Source organism: Armatimonas rosea (genome assembly GCF_014202505.1).
GTDB lineage: Bacteria > Armatimonadota > Armatimonadia > Armatimonadales > Armatimonadaceae > Armatimonas > Armatimonas rosea.
The window spans coordinates 81,285-96,947 of record NZ_JACHGW010000008.1 but is presented as its reverse complement, the minus strand read 5'-3'; the positions used below and the strand labels follow the sequence as shown (position 1 = coordinate 96,947).

The 15,663-nt window shown below is 63.6% G+C and carries 18 protein-coding genes; 10 read left to right on the top strand and 8 right to left on the bottom strand.

Annotation, left to right across the window (positions count from 1 at the left end):
* The first annotated feature begins 15 nt into the window (after positions 1–15).
* The 3 genes from phnC (at position 16) to phnE (HNQ39_RS27600) (ending at position 2,415) form a co-directional block, all read left to right on the top strand.
* Positions 16–786: a phosphonate ABC transporter ATP-binding protein gene (phnC, locus tag HNQ39_RS27610; protein WP_184203901.1), complete on the top strand. Its 771-nt coding sequence runs from the start codon at positions 16–18 to the stop codon at positions 784–786.
* Positions 783–1,577, top strand: coding sequence for a phosphonate ABC transporter, permease protein PhnE (gene phnE / locus HNQ39_RS27605; RefSeq protein ID WP_184203831.1), 795 nt, complete (start codon positions 783–785; stop codon positions 1,575–1,577). The genes phnC and phnE (HNQ39_RS27605) overlap by 4 nt, the downstream gene beginning before the upstream one ends.
* 91 nt (positions 1,578–1,668) lie before the next feature.
* Positions 1,669–2,415, top strand: coding sequence for a phosphonate ABC transporter, permease protein PhnE (gene phnE / locus HNQ39_RS27600; RefSeq protein WP_184203830.1), 747 nt, complete (start codon positions 1,669–1,671; stop codon positions 2,413–2,415).
* Here phnE (HNQ39_RS27600) and HNQ39_RS27595 read toward each other — a convergent pair.
* Positions 2,402–2,860 carry a DUF1579 family protein gene (locus tag HNQ39_RS27595; protein WP_184203829.1) on the bottom strand — a complete coding sequence of 153 codons (459 nt, stop codon included), beginning with the start codon at positions 2,858–2,860 and terminating at the stop codon, positions 2,402–2,404. The two genes, phnE (HNQ39_RS27600) and HNQ39_RS27595, sit on opposite strands and share 14 nt — an antisense overlap.
* Positions 2,861–2,978: 118 nt before the next feature.
* Here HNQ39_RS27595 and HNQ39_RS27590 point away from each other — a divergent pair, with 118 nt between their 5' ends.
* From HNQ39_RS27590 to HNQ39_RS27575, 4 genes are all read left to right on the top strand, one after another.
* The gene (locus HNQ39_RS27590) at positions 2,979–3,497 is read left to right on the top strand and encodes a hypothetical protein (RefSeq protein WP_184203828.1); all 519 of its coding nucleotides are present in this window, start codon (positions 2,979–2,981) and stop codon (positions 3,495–3,497) included.
* Complete coding sequence (locus tag HNQ39_RS27585; RefSeq protein WP_184203827.1) at positions 3,494–3,970, top strand: GNAT family N-acetyltransferase; 477 nt, start codon at positions 3,494–3,496, stop codon at positions 3,968–3,970. The genes HNQ39_RS27590 and HNQ39_RS27585 overlap by 4 nt, the downstream gene beginning before the upstream one ends.
* A gap of 207 nt (positions 3,971–4,177) precedes the next feature.
* Positions 4,178–5,521, top strand: a complete 1,344-nt coding sequence (locus HNQ39_RS27580) for a sulfatase family protein (protein ID WP_184203826.1) — start codon at positions 4,178–4,180, stop codon at positions 5,519–5,521.
* Positions 5,518–6,792 carry a cyanophycinase gene (locus HNQ39_RS27575; protein ID WP_184203825.1) on the top strand — a complete coding sequence of 425 codons (1,275 nt, stop codon included), beginning with the start codon at positions 5,518–5,520 and terminating at the stop codon, positions 6,790–6,792. Before HNQ39_RS27580 ends, HNQ39_RS27575 begins: the two co-directional genes overlap by 4 nt.
* Here the strand turns inward: HNQ39_RS27575 and HNQ39_RS27570 are convergent.
* From HNQ39_RS27570 to HNQ39_RS27555, 4 genes are read right to left on the bottom strand one after another with little or no spacing between them, the layout of a single operon-like run.
* Positions 6,789–7,130 carry a XisI protein gene (locus HNQ39_RS27570; protein WP_184203824.1) on the bottom strand — a complete coding sequence of 114 codons (342 nt, stop codon included), beginning with the start codon at positions 7,128–7,130 and terminating at the stop codon, positions 6,789–6,791. The genes HNQ39_RS27575 and HNQ39_RS27570 overlap by 4 nt on opposite strands.
* Positions 7,112–7,531: a XisH family protein gene (locus HNQ39_RS27565; RefSeq protein WP_184203823.1), complete on the bottom strand. Its 420-nt coding sequence runs from the start codon at positions 7,529–7,531 to the stop codon at positions 7,112–7,114. Before HNQ39_RS27565 ends, HNQ39_RS27570 begins: the two co-directional genes overlap by 19 nt.
* 43 nt (positions 7,532–7,574) lie before the next feature.
* On the bottom strand, positions 7,575–8,921 hold the full coding sequence (locus HNQ39_RS27560) for a hypothetical protein (RefSeq protein WP_184203822.1): 1,347 nt from the start codon (positions 8,919–8,921) through the stop codon (positions 7,575–7,577).
* Positions 8,918–10,273 carry a hypothetical protein gene (locus tag HNQ39_RS27555; protein WP_184203821.1) on the bottom strand — a complete coding sequence of 452 codons (1,356 nt, stop codon included), beginning with the start codon at positions 10,271–10,273 and terminating at the stop codon, positions 8,918–8,920. The genes HNQ39_RS27560 and HNQ39_RS27555 overlap by 4 nt, the downstream gene beginning before the upstream one ends.
* 46 nt (positions 10,274–10,319) lie before the next feature.
* Between HNQ39_RS27555 and HNQ39_RS30420 the strand changes: the two genes are divergently transcribed.
* The 3 genes from HNQ39_RS30420 (at position 10,320) to HNQ39_RS27545 (ending at position 11,623) form a co-directional block, all read left to right on the top strand.
* Positions 10,320–10,442, top strand: coding sequence for a hypothetical protein (locus HNQ39_RS30420; RefSeq protein ID WP_281380369.1), 123 nt, complete (start codon positions 10,320–10,322; stop codon positions 10,440–10,442).
* Positions 10,443–10,526: 84 nt separating this feature from the next.
* Positions 10,527–10,997: a hypothetical protein gene (locus HNQ39_RS27550; RefSeq protein ID WP_184203820.1), complete on the top strand. Its 471-nt coding sequence runs from the start codon at positions 10,527–10,529 to the stop codon at positions 10,995–10,997.
* Positions 10,998–11,005: 8 nt separating this feature from the next.
* Positions 11,006–11,623: a redoxin domain-containing protein gene (locus tag HNQ39_RS27545; RefSeq protein ID WP_184203819.1), complete on the top strand. Its 618-nt coding sequence runs from the start codon at positions 11,006–11,008 to the stop codon at positions 11,621–11,623.
* Between the two features lie 3 nt (positions 11,624–11,626).
* Here the strand turns inward: HNQ39_RS27545 and HNQ39_RS27540 are convergent, their stop codons facing one another.
* The 3 genes from HNQ39_RS27540 to HNQ39_RS27530 all read right to left on the bottom strand — a co-directional run bounded on the left by HNQ39_RS27540 (position 11,627) and on the right by HNQ39_RS27530 (position 15,581).
* Positions 11,627–12,433: a M48 family metalloprotease gene (locus HNQ39_RS27540; RefSeq protein WP_184203818.1), complete on the bottom strand. Its 807-nt coding sequence runs from the start codon at positions 12,431–12,433 to the stop codon at positions 11,627–11,629.
* Between the two features lie 135 nt (positions 12,434–12,568).
* The gene (locus tag HNQ39_RS27535) at positions 12,569–13,831 is read right to left on the bottom strand and encodes a glycosyltransferase (protein WP_184203817.1); all 1,263 of its coding nucleotides are present in this window, start codon (positions 13,829–13,831) and stop codon (positions 12,569–12,571) included.
* Between the two features lie 25 nt (positions 13,832–13,856).
* The gene (locus HNQ39_RS27530) at positions 13,857–15,581 is read right to left on the bottom strand and encodes an ankyrin repeat domain-containing protein (protein WP_184203816.1); all 1,725 of its coding nucleotides are present in this window, start codon (positions 15,579–15,581) and stop codon (positions 13,857–13,859) included.
* Positions 15,582–15,663: the final 82 nt, after the last annotated feature.

Below are 15,663 nucleotides of genomic sequence, written 5' to 3'. Positions count from 1 at the left end.
GCCATGCCCGAACCGATCGTTGCCTTCCGCGATGTGAGCGTGACCTACCCCAACGGTCACCAAGCGCTCAAGAGTGTCTCGCTCTCGTTTGTCCCCGGTGAGTTTATCGCCGTGGTCGGGCTCTCGGGGGCGGGCAAGTCCACCCTGATCCGCTGCATCAACCGCCTGGTCACCCCAACATCGGGGAGCCTGATGGTCAATGGCGTGGAGCTGGTGGGGCTCGACGATGCCGGGCTGCGGCGGGTGCGCTCGCGGGTGGGGATGATCTTCCAGAACTACAATTTGGTGCGCCGCAAGTCGGTCTTGAAGAATGTTCTGGACGGCCGCCTGGCGCACCTGCCGACCTGGAAGACCCTGCTGGGGCTCTATCCCAAGGAAGATATCGCGCTGGCGAAGGCGTCGCTAGCCCGTGTGGGAATCTCCGAGAAAGAGGGGGTTCGCGCCGACCAGCTCTCGGGCGGCCAGCAGCAACGGGTGGCGATCGCCCGTGCGCTCTCCCAGCAGCCGACCATCCTCCTGGCCGATGAGCCGGTCGCCTCGCTCGACCCGCCCACGGCCCACCAAGTCATGCGGGACCTGCGCGATCTGGCACGCGAGGAGAACCTGCTTACTCTGGTCAACCTGCACTTTATCGACATGGCGCAGGAGTACGCGGACCGCGTGATCGGCCTGCGCGCCGGAGAGCTGGTCTACGATGGCCCTGCCCGTGGCATGCAAGAGGCGGACTTCGAGCGTATCTACAACCGCAAGATCCGCCCCGACGACCTCCGAGGCGCGGGCGAATGAGTGCCCCCCCGGCCCCCAAGAGTGGGGGAGCTTGGAAGGGCTGGCTGGCGGCGGCTATTGTCGCTGGGGTGCTCTACTGGAGCGCCCTGGGGACGGGCTTTAGCGGCTCGGAGCTAAGCAAGAACCTGCCCGCTATCGGGGAGTTCTTCCGCAAGCTCTTCCCTAGCGAGGGCAAGCCCTGGCCTACCGAGATGCTCCCGGAGATCACCAAGCGGCTGATCGAGACCCTGCGTATCGCGCTGGCGGCGAGCCTGTTTGGAGCGCTCCTGGCCCTCCCTCTTCCCCTGATCGCCTCACGGACCCTTGCAGGGAAGGCACTCTACACCGCAGGTCGGGCCGTGCTCAACCTCGTGCGCTCTGTCCCGGACCTCGTGCTGGCGACCTTGCTGGCGGCCTCGTTTGGGATCGGCCCAATGGCGGGCTTTCTGGCGCTCCTGGTCTTTAGCTTCGGGGTGGTGGGAAAGCTCCTCTGCGATAGCGTCGAGACCATCGACCCCGGCCCGATGGAGGCGATCGCAGCGGCAGGCGGCACACGGTTCCAGCAGGCGTTTTGCGCGGTCTTCCCGCAGGTGGGGCCGGACTACCTGGCCTACACGCTCTACTCGTTTGAGATCAATGTCCGTGCCGCGTCGGTGCTGGGCGTGGTAGGCGCGGGCGGGATCGGCATGGTCTTGCAGTCGTCGCTCTCTCTGCTCCAGTACACACGGGTCGGGCTGGTGATCTTGATTACCTTTGGGGTTGTCTTCCTGATCGACTCCTTCTCCACCTGGCTCCGCGGGAGGCTGGTATGAGAGCCTACCCCCTAACCCCCGCCCGGCGGGGGAAAAAAGCGGAATCCGGTTCAAATTTGTCCCCCCGTTGCACGGGGGTTAGGGGGGAAGTATGAGAGCCTGGCGCATTGTCTACACATTGGCAGTGGTGGCGCTGGTGGCCTGGTCCCTGGGAGGGATTCGGAACTCGACACCACCCAACACCAAGGAGTCCGGCGAGATCCTGCGCCAGATGCTCCTGACTCCCAAGCTAAGCTACCTCCCCGATGTGCTCACGGGCCTGCGGGAGAGCATCCAGATCGCGGCGTTAGGCACGGCCATCGCGGCGGTGCTGGCGCTTCCGTTTGGCGTGCTGGCGGCCCGCAACCTCGCGCGGCTGGCGGCGCTCCCGTTTGTGGGCAAGCTGCTCCTCAACGCGATCCGCACCTTCCCGGAGATCCTGCTGGCGATCGCCTTTATCAAGTCCGTGGGGCCGGGGCCGTTTGCGGGCGTGCTGGCGATCGCCATTCACTCGATTGGGATGGTGGGCAAGCTCTACGCAGAGCGTATCGAGACCGTGGACAAGGGCGCTCTGGAGGCCCTCGCCGCCACGGGAGCCTCGCCGCTGGAGGTCTTTCGCAACGGCATCATCCCCGAGGTTCTCCCGGACTTCCTCTCGTTTGCGCTCTACCGCTTCGACCTCAATGTCCGCTCCGCATCGGTGCTGGGCCTGGTGGGCGCCGGGGGAATCGGTACCCTCCTCCAGATCCAGCGCTTGGGCGGCAACTGGCCCGAGATCGGGATGATCGTCATCGGGATTGTCGCGACCGTCTTGCTGGTAGACTTCTTCAGCGCCAAGCTTCGCGCTAAGCTGACATAGCCCGGGTAAATGTCGCCCGCACCGCCAGATCGTCGGGGCCGCCGGGGGGGATATTGACCATCACCAGCTCCAGGGTCTCGTCGGTGGGCTGGCCGAGCGTGATGCGCCAGCCCCAGTCCGGGCCGGGGGGCGCTCCGTAGGTCCCCAAGACCGTGAGCGTCTCCGTGTCGTCCACGGTGCCGTCGCAGAGCATTAGCCCCACACTCTGGTGCCAGGAGTCGCACCAGGCCACCTGGGCCTTGCTATTGCCCGGATTCACGCTGATGAGCATCCGGCCACTGTGGGGGATTTCCTCGTGGCTCCAGGTGTAGGCCACCTCAAAGAAGTTCCCTCCCGCGACTCGCGCCACGGTCAAGGTGGCATCGGAGAGGTACTGCGGGTTGGGTAGCCAGCTAAGGTTGAGGAGGTTAGTTCCCACCCACGCGCCGATCATGGTCTCTTTCATGTGGCAAGTACTACGCCGGAAAATCCCGACCCGGAAAAGGGCCCGCTCCTCTGGTAAACTGAGGCCATGATCGACGATGTCTCTACGGGCTTTTGAGCTTACCCCGAGGAGGTTTAAAATGACGGGAATCTATCTTCTTCTTGGTGCCATCTTGCTGGGCGTCCTTGCCCTTCTCTTTCTTGTCCTTCGCACCCAGAGCCGCGCCTGGTTTGCCTTCTACCGACAAGGCTATGCTGAACCCAAACGGCGTCTTGCGGAGGCCTCAGACGATGGGAGCCCCACGGCGCGGCTGGTAAACACGATCTTGCGAACCGTTATCGCGGCCAAGGTGCCCGAGGTGACACTCAAAGCCGAGGGAGAGCAGGTACGGATGATCCTCCCTGCCGATGCGCTGCCGCTGACCGTCGCTCTTGAGGGTGAGCCTGCCTTTCAGGTACCAGGGCACTTACTCCCCTCGCTTCTCGAGCGCCTGAAGTACCTGGCAGATGTCTCCCGTGACCTGCGGGGGGTCGAGCTCTTGGGGATGATTCGCATCAGCCACCTCGCAGAGCCCTGGGACATCACCGCACGCTTCTCCCCTACTGCCGATGGGAGCTCGGAGCAAGTGACACTGCGGCTGATGCGAGCACACGGATGACTCCCGCTCTGCGCGTCTTCCGCCCCGACGATCTGCCGCGCTTGCAGGAGATCACGGCGCTGACCTTTGGGCCGGTCTCGATCGACCGTAACATGGAGGAGCGCCTCGGGGCGTTTGGGCCGTCGGGGTGGGAGGCGCGCAAGCTCGCGGCGATTGCGCTGGACTGTGAGCTTCAGCCCGACGGTGTCTTCGTGGCGGTGGATACGAGCGACCGGCCCATCGGCTATGTCACGACCCGACTCCAGCCCGCCAGCGGGATCGGGTGGATTCCGAATCTTGCGGTCGATCCCGCGTGCCAAGGTCAGGGAATCGGTCGGGCACTGCTGGAGCGGGCGCTGGAGTTCTTTCGGGAGCGTGGCATGGAGGTCGCCAAGATCGAGACCCTGGAGCAGAACCCCATCGGGCAGCACTTGTATCCCAGTCTCGGCTTCGAGGAAGTGGCGCGCCAGGTCCACTACGCCCGCAGACTCTAACCGAAGGGACGAGTTACCGTAACCAGCCGTAACCACAAGGGTCTCGGCTTGAGAGGGCGACGGCTGCCTTCGCAGCCAACAGAATCTCCTGCTCGCGAAGGCGAGCGTCGCCCTCTTAAGCCCGGACACTCGTTGTCCGGGTCTCTACGTTGTCCGGGCTTCCTTCGTGGTTCCGTACACTCGCACGACTCTGTGGCATAATGAGCCATGGAAGCGCGGCCCAGCATTTTATTTGTCATCGCCGATGATGCGTCGTGGAGCCACTTTGGTGCCTATGGGGACCCCGTGGCCCAGACCCCAAACTTCGACAGAGTGGCAAAGGAGGGGGCGCTCTTTACCCATGCGTTCTGCGCGTCGCCGTCGTGCACGCCCTCGCGCGGGGGGATTCTCACGGGGCAGCATATCTGGCGGCTTGGCGAGGGCGCCAATCTCTGGTCGTTCTGGCCCAACACCGCGCCGGTCTACACAGACTTGCTGGGCGAGGCAGGCTATACGGTCGGGCACACCGGTAAGGGCTGGGGACCGGGGGACTTTACCAAGCACGGACGTAAGAACAACCCTGCCGGGCCGCAGTTCGCCAGCTTCGATGCGTTTCTTAAGACCGTCCCCGACAGTGCCCCGTTTTGCTTCTGGTTTGGCAGCTTCAACCCGCACCGCACCTATGAAGCGGGAATTGGGCGCAAGCGCGGCAAGAAACTAGAGAGCGTTGTCGTTCCTCCCTATCTACCCGATACCCCCGAGGTGCGCTCGGATATGCTGGACTACTACAGCGAGATCGAGGACTTTGACAGTGAGCTGGGCCGGCTCTTGGCGACCCTGGAGCGCACGGGGCGGGCACAAAACACGCTTGTCGTGGTCACCAGCGACAACGGCTTCCCCTTTCCCCATGGCAAGACCAACCTCTACGATGCGGGCACCCGTATGCCGCTCGCCCTCCGCTGGCCGGGGCGCATCAAGCCCGGTCAAAAGCGCCTCGAGCTCGTCAGCCACACCGACCTCGCCCCGACATTCCTAGAGGCCGCCGGTATCAAGGTTCCCGATTCCATCACCGGCCAGAGCCTCCTGCCGCTACTCACAGCGGGGAAGAAGCAGAAGCGCGACGCGGTGTATTTTGGCCGGGAGCGGCACTTTGTGAAGGCGCGCACCGGGAACCTGGGCTATCCCGCACGCGCTGTCCGCACCCAAGACTTTCTCTACATCCGCAACCTCGCCCCTGAGCGCTGGCCCGCCGGTGAGCCGCCGCTCTACTCCGATATCGACCAAGCGGGCTCTCTCAAGGGCTCGCCCAGCAAGCAGGCCGTGGTGGAGAGCACCGACCCGCGCTTTGCCGCCTGGGCAACGGGCAAGCGCCCCGCCGACGAGCTCTACGACCTCAAGGCCGACCCGCACCAGCTCACCAACCTCGCGGCAAGTCCAAAGCACGCCGCAACCCTCGCCCGGCTCCGTGCCCAGCTCGACGAGACCCTCCAAAAAACCGGCGACCCACGCGCTGCCGGCAACGACGACTTCGACCGCTATCCCAGCTTCTCGAACGCAGGAAAACAACCATGATCCCAAGCTTCGCCGATGGTATCCCTGGCGCACTAATCCTCTCTGGCCCCGGCCCCGCCGCCCCGGAGGCATTTCTGACCTTCACGCGCCTCGCCAAGCCGCTGGAGGGCAAGTTTGTCGCGGTGAAAGACAAGCTCCCTGACCTTCGCGAGCTCGCCGAGGCCACGGGGGTCTGGTGGGAGCTGAAGGAGCCCCCCAAGGGGAAAATCCTCGATGCCCTGAAGGCCGCGCTGGCCCGTGGTGCCACTCTCGGAGGGAACACGGCGTTTACGCAAGTGGCACTCCGCGAGGGGCTCCTCCCCGATGCCAATGCTGCGATTCGCTACGAGCTCCCCGAGGGCGCGGCGCTGGCGGTTGTCGGGCGGGAGATACAGCTTCTCGGGGCCGTGCCCGTGACGATTCGCCTCGTTGCGACCAAGTTCAGCCCCGAGGAGCGGGTCACCCTCGCGGGTCGCAAGCGCCTCGCCGACCTCACCGCTCTGCGCCGCTGGAGCCGCCAGCGCACCGAGCCCGTCTTCCCTCCCAAGACACTCGCCACGCCGAAGGTGCCGTCGGGGACCCTGGTGATTATCGGTGGGGGCGGGATGCCGCAGGGGCTGACGCAGCGCTTTGTGGAGCTCGCCGGTGGGCCGGAGAAAGCCGTGATCGCGGTGATTCCCATCTCCATGCCCGACCCGCTCCCACCCAAAGACGGCATGGCCGAGGCGCTACGCCGCGCGGGAGCCAAGGAGGTGGTCGAGCTCCGCGGGCGCACCCCCGAGACCGTCGATAGCCCCGAGGCACTAGCCCTGCTCAAGCGCGCCACGGGAGTCTGGTTTGGCGGTGGGCGACAGTGGCGCTTTGTCGATGCCTACGAGGGCACCAAGGCGGAAAAACTCATGCACGAGGTCCTCAAGCGCGGCGGCGTGATCGGAGGCAGCAGCGCAGGCGCTTCCATCCAGGGCGAGTACATGGCCCGCGGCAATCCTCTCGGCCCCGAGGAGATTATCGCCCCCGGCTACGAGCGCGGCCTGGGCTTTCTCCCCGGCATGGCAATCGACCAGCACTTCACCCAGCGGAACCGCTTCAAGGACATGGAGCTCCTTATCAAGACCTATCCGCAGTTGTTAGGAGTTGGCATCGACGAAGCCACGGCGCTGATTGTCCAAGGCTCGGTCGCCGAGATCACCGGCCGCACCCGTGTGAACTTCTACGACGCGGGCAAACCCGGCCCCGAGTCGGTCGCCAGCGGCAAAAAGTATGACCTCGCAGCCCGGAAAGTTATCGACTAGGCAACCGCAAAGGGGAGGTACTTTCGGGCAGCAGGAGAATGGAAGGCAAGGACAATCTCTTGGGGCTCTATTCCAGCTTCTAGCAGCTCATCAGTGATGCCTTCATGGATGCCATCGTGTTGCACCCAGATCTTGCTGTCTTTAATATCCACATGCAAAATACAGGCATGGATGCGCTTTGGCCCTTGCCAGCCAATCTGCCAGAGCTCATAGTGTCCTCGCTCATCATCGAGAACGAGCTCGGTCTCCACATCCGCATACGACAGCTTGAACTGGCTGTACTTCTCAAAAATCTGATGGAGCGTCCTCCGAAATAGTGCTAGGCGATCTCGATCCATTCGACAACCTCCTCCTTGACAATGTTGACAACCACAAGACGTACCTGAGCATCTGCCATTAAGTCTCGCCCATCCGCAGTGTCGAAGAGTGCTACATACACATCCTCCGAGACTCCCAGATAAAGCAGTCTGTTTGGGTGATCCCGCCGCAGAAGAAACCGATAGAAAGCAAACTGCCCCAGCGCACGCTCGAGCTCTGTAATGGCAGATTTCCCCAGAAAGCTCTTGACTTCAACAGCAATCTTCCGCCCCCCTTTTTCTGCCCCCAGCGGCGCTTCTGCTCCTAAATCCACAAAGACATTCTGCTCACCAAAACGCAGCGTCAGGGGATCATCCGTAATTATCCAACCATCCGCCTCTAGCGCATGACGAATCGGATCATGATAAACATCTCGTGCCATAGCGTCTCCGTGAGAGTATCATACCGTCCTGCGGCCCGGAAAGTTATCGAGTAGCCGCCGCTTCGGCTTGTCTTTGAATCACGGACAGTGCCTGCTCACCCTGTACTTGGTCTGACAGCTGACGGGCAATCCCCTGGGCTTCGTCGAAGCAACCCAAGCGGGCTAGGGCGTAGGCAGCGGCCTCGGTGGGAGGCAGGAGATTCAGGAAGCGCACCGCCGTTTCGGGGCTTGGGGAGTTTAGGGAGAGATACCACGCGATCTCGTAGGCCACCCCACGCAGGTAGCAAAGGAGCTTCAGGTGCTCATCAGGTAGGTTGCCTTGCTCAAAAGAGAGGCAACAGTATGCCGCGAGCGCCTCGCCCCAGCGTAGATCTTTCAAGAGCAGAAAGTCATAGGGGCTCAGCGGGGTGTGGGTGCGCGCGAGCTGCTCCAGCGCTTGTTGCATCAGCTCCTTGTCTTCGTAGGTATCCATGTCGTTGGGCGCGTTGAGCAGAGGGGCCGCTTGGCGGACGGTCTCCCAGAGACGCTCCTGGGCAAGCGGGTTGGCTCCGGCTCTGAGGACACCGGCCCCGTGGCGCAGGCTCGCGCGGAGAAAGACACGCAGCCCGTTTTTCTGCCGCTCCCAGCTCGCTGTGCTCTCCAGAAGCGTGGTGGCCTCCGCAAAAAAGCCCTGGCTTGTCAGCGACCCGATGAGCTTCTCCAGCGGCTTCCAGCGGTAGCCAAAGGGGACCGCCAGAAGCGCCTCGGTGGCCTCGGTGTAGAGCGTGCTTGCCCGCGCCCGGTCCACCACACTCCAGCCCTCCGCGACACAGGCGAGGGTATCGCTCCGGTAGTGCAGCGGGATCGCGCGTGTTTCGTCCTCCGCCTGATCCAAAAGCGAGCGTGCCCACTCCCGCTCACCGGCCTGCCACAGCAAAACCGCGACCTTTGCACGCACCGCCGCTGGATGGTGGTTGTAGAGCAAGTGCGGGGAGAGCTCCGTGATTCCTTGGAGCGCCGCCGCCCAGCGCCCTTGCTCAGCGTCCCGTAAGATCTGCGCCCGGAGAGCAACAGAGTCCAAGGGCTGGCTGTCGCCCGCTACCCGCTCCGGGTCCTCGAAAGGCCGCCCGAGCCGTCGCCAGGCGGGGTGTAGCTTTGCACGCTCCCAGCGCTCGTGGCGGCTCTCCCTCACCAGTCTCTCCGCCTCCGTGTCGCGCCCCAGCATCACCAAAGCCTCGGTATAGGGAAACGAAGACCAGAGCTGCTGATCCCAGCTCAGGCTCTCGTAGATCGCACAGCCTTGCCGCCAGAAGCGACGAGCCGCCTCATGCTCTCCCGCATCCCAGCGCATGACCGCAAGCGCGTGCAGGGCTTCCAGGTGTAACTCTAGTTCTGATGGAGGACTCATCATAAGAGAGTAATTCCTACCGATGCCTGTATGCGAATGATACTTCGTGCAGTGGGAGTATGCTCCCGTAAGTAGTCCTCTGGCATCACTTGCTCCACGGTCGCCAGTGCATCCTCGAAGCGCTCCAAGCGGGCTAGGGTGTAGGCAAGTTCGAGACAGGGCCGCAACGTCTTTAGAAACTTCACGACTCGCTCGGGGTTCTTACTCGTCTCGGGAATACTCCGCCAGATAGCCCTTTGTTCGGCATCCTTCAGGGGCAAGAGAGAGCGGAACTCTACAGGCAACTGGTCGCTTTCATAGAGATAGCAGAAGTACTCCACGAAGGGCTCCGACCACTGGTGCTCCCGTAGCCGCTTCATGTCCGCCAGATCAAAAGGCAGGTAGCTCGCGCCGAGTAGCGCCCGGACGGACTGTTGAACGGTTTTCTCGTAGGGGCCGCTCGGGAGAGCGACAATGGCACTGCGTAGGGCATCGGTGAGGTCCTCTAAAGCCTCGGGGGTGGGCCCTTGCTGGACACACTTGATCCCATGGTACAGGCTCGCTTTGTGCGCGGCGGGGCGCTCGTTCCAGTCGGGGACTTCGTCGAGAAGCTCGGGGGTTTCGCCGTAGAAGCCGCTTGTTTCCAGGGAGAGAATCAAGTGATCCACGGAGCCTCCACGAGAGCGCTCTGGGATGGTTTGCAGGGTTTCGACAGCTTCGCGGTAGACCCGTAGCGCCTGCTCACGATCAAAGACCGCCCAGCCCTCGGCGATACAGTGGAGTGTCTCATTGCGCTGGCTCGGCAGGATCGTCTGCGCCTCGGCCTCGGCTTGCTCCAGAAGCCCGACCGCTCGCTCTGTCTGCTCCGCTTGCCACAGCGCCGCCGCAACCTTGGCACGAAGTGCTGCCCTATGTTTCTCATAGAGAGCGTGGGGCGAGACCTCTGCCAGGAGCGCGAGAGCCCGGTCCCAGTCTGCCGCACCGAGGGCACTTTCCACTCGCCCAGGGACGCTCATGCGTTGTGGACGAGGCATGGCATCGGGCCCAGGTATGTGGTGACGGCGGCGTAGCGCGACCTGAATGTGCTGGGTATAGCTCTCAAAAAGACTGGGAAACTTAGGGTTGTACTCTGCAACAGCGGCCCGCGCCTCACGCTCCCGCCCTAGCATGGTCAGCGCTTCCAGATACACCTTGGTATCGTAGTCGTGTCCATACCAATACCTTCGATCATCCTTGAGCGATTCTAACCAGTCCACCACGGCGCAGAGCTGCTGCCAGAGTCGGAGTGCTATCGCTTGCTCGCCCGCATCCCAGCGCAGAACGGCGAGAGCGTGCAGGGCCGTCAGATGAGGACGAATCGGGTTGTACGGTGTCATGGTGAGCCTTCCCTTTTTCTTTGACGCACAGGGTACCATAACCGATATGAACCGGATACCAACTAGCCTCTTGCTGAGCGTTCTCGCGCTCGGCATCGCTCCGGCGTGGGCCCAGGAGGCAGGCGGCCAGTCGGTGAAGGAAAAGCTACGCGCGACACTCCCGCCGTGAACGGGCTGACCCGGTGAGGGATCGCCGCTCCGTGCGAGTGGTGTCGAGGGAAAGTTTCAGTTCGCGCAGCGCTATGTCGACTCCGTGCAGGAGCGTCCCCGCTGGCGCACGACCCTGACCGGGCGCATCTCGCCGCGCTTCCAGCTGGGGGTGGAGTTCAATGCCAGTGCGCCCGAGGCGAAGCTCAACCCGGTGGGGAACTACTTTATCCAGCCGGAGAGCGAGAGCCGTCCCGGAGTTGTGGCGGGCTTCTCCAGCGACCGGATCGGGACGCCGCGCGGGATGAGCTACTTTGTCTCGGCGCAGAAGCAGCTCGGAGGCAGTGAGGGAAAACTTGCGCCGTATGTCGGGCTGGCGTACTCCGAGTTTGGCCGCGAGGTGCTGATACCCTTTGGGGCGAGTGTCGCGCTCCGGGACAACCTCGTGCTCCTGCCGATGTGCGACGGCAAGTACGGCCACACGACCCTCTCGTGGTTTGGCAAGCGCGGCGAGAGTGTCAGCCTGATAGCGGCGTTTAATCGACGCATTGGGATCGCTTTTGCAAGGAATTTTTGAGGTGCTGTATGAGATGGTTTCAAGAGAGAGCGCAACGGGTGACGGGCAAGCTTCCCGCCAAGGCCCTCTGCTTTATCTGCTCCCAGAGCGGTGAGTCCGAGGAAGAGAAGCCTGCAGGGGCGGCGAGCTACAAGGGCAAGACCTACTACTTCTGCAACAAAGGCGAGGTAGAGCGCTTCCTCAAAGACCCCGAGGCCTACCTCCCCGCGCCGGTTCCACGCCCCGCGCCGCCGTTTGCCCTGAAAACCCCCAGCGGCGAGACCGTCACGCTGGAGTCCCTGAAGGGCAAGCTGATTTTAGTGGACTTCTGGGCGACCTGGTGCGTCCCGTGCGTCAAAGCCATGCCCGAGCTGCAGAAGCTCCATGAAAAGTACAGCGCCAGGGGTCTGACCGTGCTGGGGGTCTCGCTCGACGAAGAAGGGGCCAAGAAAGTGGTCCCGTTTCTTGCCAAGTCGCGGGTCAAGTTCACCTACCCGATCCTGCTAAACGGCGAGACCATCTGGCAGGCGTGGGGCGTGAAGTCCGTGCCATCGGTGCTGCTGGTCAAAGACGGCCAGATCCTACAGCACTGGAGCGGGCAGATCGACACCAAAGAGCTGGAGCGGGCCATTCAGACCCGTCTCTAGGCGCTAGGGCTCCAGGCCGGTGGGGATACCGCTAGCGAACTCGCGCTCGATGGCGGCCTTGATCTTCTCAATCCGGTGCTCTGGGTTGGGGTGCGTGCTGAAAAACTCCGGCTGTCGCCCCCCGCCCACCGACTGGAGTGTCTCCATCACCCCGATCATCGCGCGGGGATCGTAGCCGGCCGCGGGGAGGAAGCGCACCCCAAGCTCGTCGGCCTCTAGCTCATCGCCCCGCCCAAACTTCATCTTGACCGTGGATGCCACCAGCGCGGCCATCTGCGTCGTTGCCGCGCTCCGTGAGGGGTTGTTGGGATCGTAGGCCGCCACGCCCGCCGCCCCGACCAGGCCCTGGCTGAGCTGCTGCTTGGCAAGCTGCTGTGCCCCGTGCCGCGCGACCACATGGCCCATCTCATGCCCCAGCACCCCGGCAAGCTCGCCCTCGGTGTGGAGCTTTCGCAGGAGCGCCTCGGTGATAAAGACCTGGCCGCCGGGGAGCGCGAAGGCATTGACCGTGTTTCGGTCGGCGAGCAGGTGGAACTGGAACTTGTAGGGAGTCTGCTTGATCGCCCGGCTGAGGAGCCGCTGGCCCACCTCCTGGACCTTCGCCACCGCCGCTCGGTCGCGGCTCTCCCCGCCGTACTGCGCCTCCATCTCAGGTGCCGACTGTAGCCCCACCGCGATCTCCTGGTCGGTGGTCATTGCCAGGTGCTGGACCTTGCCGGTGTACTCGTTGTTGGTGCGGTTGCCGAAGTAGCTGATCGTGCTGACAACAGCAATCACCAGCGCAATCATCAGTTGGGGGGAGCGTCTCATCGTGTCTATTTTACCAGAGCTCGAGGAGAGGCGGGGATTTCCAATCCCCGCCTCGGGTTGGGAGCGTCCCGGGGACGCACAGCACACAATACTCTCCGCGCCCACGGGGCGCTCCCCATGGGCAAGTCGGGTATTTTAATGCCCGCGCTCGATCGCCTCGCAGGCGCGTGCGACACCGTCTTCTTGCTGGAGCTGCTCTCCCACCATGCGGCACCGCTCTTGCAGGGCGGCATCTCTCAAGAGGGGCTGGAGGGCGGCAGCGAGGGTTCGGGCCGTGCAGGAGTCGCGGTAGACGGTCGCACCCAAGCCCGCGCGAGTGATACGGGCGGCGTGGTCGGGCTGGTCGTGGGCGAAGGGGACAACCACCTGCGGCTTGCCGGCTCGCAGCGCCTGCCCCGTGGTCCCCACCCCTCCCTGGTGCACATTGACCGCAGCCCGTGGCATGAGGCGCGAGTGCGGCGCGTAGGGCACGGCCAGGATGCTCGCGGGCAGGTTTGGAGGCACCGGCTGGTCGCGCCCCGTCAGCAAGACCGCACGGCAACCGAGCGTCTTCGTGGCCTCCACCGCCTGCTCAAAGAAATTCCCTGCGGTCATCACCGCCGACGAGCCAAGCGTGAAGACAACGGGCGGCTCCCCGCTCGCCAGAAAGGTCTCCAGCGCGGCGGGGAGCGCCTCGGTCTTGCCATCGAGGGAGTCGTAGAAGGCAAAGCCGGTCTGGACGGTATTTATCGGCCAGTCGGGCTGGGGTGCGGCCAGCGCCGCCGAGAAGAGAGCAAGAGTCCCCCGCGACGAGAACTGTCCCTCGATCAGCGGGTGGCGCGGGTCGGGGGGGAGCCCCAGCTCGGCGCGAAAGGCATCGACCGGCGCGAGCCAGGGCCGGGTCATGCGCCAGCCCAGCCGGTACGCCGCCCGCACCAGCGGCCTTGGGAGCCGCGCAAAGCCCTGCCAGCGCGGCGTGGTCGGCGGGACACAGGGGTCGTACTCGGAGAAAAACACAATCGGCTGGAGCACCGCCGAGAGAAAAGGGAGGCCCGTCTTCTGCGCCAGGAGCGGCCCCGGAAAGACAATCGTGTGGTTGACTAGCAAGTCCGCGCCGTCGCAGGCGGCCGCTAGATCCGCGTAGGTCTCCCGCAGGACCGGCATGACCCAGTCTTTCAGCACCGTACGGGTGCCCTCGCGCGCGTCCATCACTTTACGGGCGAGCTCGCTGGCATCTTCCGGCGCGGGTGCATCGGGCCGGAGCGGAGCGAAGCGCAGCCCCGCCGCCTCCACCTTGGCGCGGTACTGCGGGCACGACGCCAGAGTCACCGTGTGCCCCCGCGCAACCAGCCCCCGCCCGACAGCAAGAAAGGGGTGCAGGTCACCAAAGGAGCCCAAGGTAGCAAGAACGATACGCATGGGAGGAGTCTACCTCGCCACGTGCCTAGTTCTCTGGAAACAGTGCGAGAGTCGCCTCAGCAGCTTGGTGTTTTTTGGTAAACATCTGGTCGAACATGCCCGTAAACGTGGCCTGAAACTTCTGCATCTGCTCGTCCAGTCCCGCCCTTGTTGCCTCGGGGAGCTTCTCGAGGGTATCTCCCAGGTCTTGCTTAATATCGCGCTGTATCAGCTCCTGCACCTTACCCCGCTTGCTCTGGAACTGCTCCGCGGACGATAGGACATAGTCACGTGCAGTCTTGCCCGCACTGTCACGCCGGTGCGGGTCGGCCCCACGCTCCAGCAAGAGAGCAACCGCTTCGGTTCGGTGACGCACCGCCGCTACCATGAGAGGAGTCACTCCCTCGATGGGGGGCTCCGGTGTCTCAGGGGGTGCCGCTAGAGCCTCTTGTAAGACAGACGACTGGGGCTCGCGTTTGAGCTTCTCAAGCGTATCACGGAGCTTCTGTGTATGTTCGGTGTGTGATGGCCGGATCATGGGGGCATCACACTCCAGTCCTTGGTCTAGCAGGTAGGCAAGCACCTCGGTCTTTCCGGTGTCCGCCGCAACATGAAGCAGGGTTCCCCCCGACTTCTCCCCACGCTGATGGATGTCTACCCCAGACGCTTGCAGGAGCTTTAGAGCCTCCATGTTCCCCGAGCGGGCGGCGAGCCCCACAACTGGTGTTGGCTCACTATCGCGCACATTAGGGTCCGCGCCAGCGTCCAGCAGGCGCTGGAGAACCGCTAGCGATCCTGCTCCTTGGAGCGCGGCATGGAGAGGGCTGGTTCCACCCGCAGCACGGGGCGCTGCGCCTGCGGTGAGGAGTTTCTCGACAAGAGGGAGATCGCCGCGCCCTGCTGCCTGAATCAGGGGTGTCCCAGTCAGCCCAAACCCAACTATCGGGTACTCTCCCTCAACCTCCGTCTCAATATCTGCGCCACGCTCCAGCAAGAGTGTCACAATCGCGTCCCAGTCCCCAACACGCTCCTCGGGCGCACGCCGCTTTCCTAGCTGCTCCGTCATGGCGGCCATCGTCGCAACGAGATCGCCCGAGGTCTCTTCGCGGTCCTCTCTCTCGCTGAGATCGCTCCAGCTCACGGCTCCATGGGGACGACCACAGGCGGCTAGGAGCGCGGTCTGCCCTGCGCTGTTGGGCCTATCCACTTCCGCACCATGAGCGAGTAGCAGCTCCACCAGCGCGAGGTTGCCATCGCCGGCCGCCCGTACCAGCGGGCTATGCCCCTGCGCACCCACACCACGTTCTGCTCTTGGCTGGGAGTGATTGGGATCTGCCCCCGCCTCCAAAAGCGCTCGTGTCGCCTCCGTGTCGCCCTTCCGTACCGCGATTAGCAACGGTGTCAGCCCCGTCTCATCGGCTTCGTCGGGATTGGCCCCGGCAGCGAGCAAGGCATTGCGAACCTCGGCGAGCTCGTAGTGGCACGCGACCAACAAGGGCGACCACGTAGCCTCGGTGAAGTGATCGCGAGAGCGTGGGTCACGCTGCAAGGTACTGAGGGCATGTTCTGTGAGAGCAACCTGTGTACGCTCGTCTACCGGGGTATCGTGCTCCTTTGCCAGGCTATGCTGTATCTGTAGCGCGACACTCACGCTCAGCTGGGGCACCCGCCCGTTTAGATCCGCTCCTTGTTGGGCAGCAAGCGCCACTCCCTTGGCATCCTTGCCGAGAATCGCAAGCCAGAGGGCCTTATCGGCATCGGTTGAAAGCATCTTTGTCACTCCTTGCTTCTTAGTGTATCAGACAAGGCTATGTCTTTTACGGGTAGGAATCGGGGAGGGATTTCCCGAACTA

What these genes read in the sequence shown, in the direction of transcription:
- HNQ39_RS27595 (WP_184203829.1), bottom strand. Translation starts at nt 2,860, where the DNA reads ATGAAAGAGACCATGATCGGCGCGTGGGTGGGAACTAACCTCCTCAAC.
- HNQ39_RS27535 (WP_184203817.1), bottom strand. Translation starts at nt 13,831, where the DNA reads ATGCGTATCGTTCTTGCTACCTTGGGCTCCTTTGGTGACCTGCACCCC.
- HNQ39_RS27570 (WP_184203824.1), bottom strand. Translation starts at nt 7,130, where the DNA reads ATGGATCGAGATCGCCTAGCACTATTTCGGAGGACGCTCCATCAGATT.
- HNQ39_RS27580 (WP_184203826.1), top strand. Translation starts at nt 4,178, where the DNA reads ATGGAAGCGCGGCCCAGCATTTTATTTGTCATCGCCGATGATGCGTCG.
- HNQ39_RS27540 (WP_184203818.1), bottom strand. Translation starts at nt 12,433, where the DNA reads ATGAGACGCTCCCCCCAACTGATGATTGCGCTGGTGATTGCTGTTGTC.
- phnE (WP_184203831.1), top strand. Translation starts at nt 783, where the DNA reads ATGAGTGCCCCCCCGGCCCCCAAGAGTGGGGGAGCTTGGAAGGGCTGG.
- HNQ39_RS27575 (WP_184203825.1), top strand. Translation starts at nt 5,518, where the DNA reads ATGATCCCAAGCTTCGCCGATGGTATCCCTGGCGCACTAATCCTCTCT.
- HNQ39_RS27560 (WP_184203822.1), bottom strand. Translation starts at nt 8,921, where the DNA reads ATGATGAGTCCTCCATCAGAACTAGAGTTACACCTGGAAGCCCTGCAC.
- phnE (WP_184203830.1), top strand. Translation starts at nt 1,669, where the DNA reads ATGAGAGCCTGGCGCATTGTCTACACATTGGCAGTGGTGGCGCTGGTG.
- HNQ39_RS27585 (WP_184203827.1), top strand. Translation starts at nt 3,494, where the DNA reads ATGACTCCCGCTCTGCGCGTCTTCCGCCCCGACGATCTGCCGCGCTTG.
- HNQ39_RS27530 (WP_184203816.1), bottom strand. Translation starts at nt 15,581, where the DNA reads ATGCTTTCAACCGATGCCGATAAGGCCCTCTGGCTTGCGATTCTCGGC.
- HNQ39_RS30420 (WP_281380369.1), top strand. Translation starts at nt 10,320, where the DNA reads ATGAACCGGATACCAACTAGCCTCTTGCTGAGCGTTCTCGCGCTCGGC.
- HNQ39_RS27545 (WP_184203819.1), top strand. Translation starts at nt 11,006, where the DNA reads ATGAGATGGTTTCAAGAGAGAGCGCAACGGGTGACGGGCAAGCTTCCC.
- HNQ39_RS27590 (WP_184203828.1), top strand. Translation starts at nt 2,979, where the DNA reads ATGACGGGAATCTATCTTCTTCTTGGTGCCATCTTGCTGGGCGTCCTT.
- HNQ39_RS27565 (WP_184203823.1), bottom strand. Translation starts at nt 7,531, where the DNA reads ATGGCACGAGATGTTTATCATGATCCGATTCGTCATGCGCTAGAGGCG.
- HNQ39_RS27555 (WP_184203821.1), bottom strand. Translation starts at nt 10,273, where the DNA reads ATGACACCGTACAACCCGATTCGTCCTCATCTGACGGCCCTGCACGCT.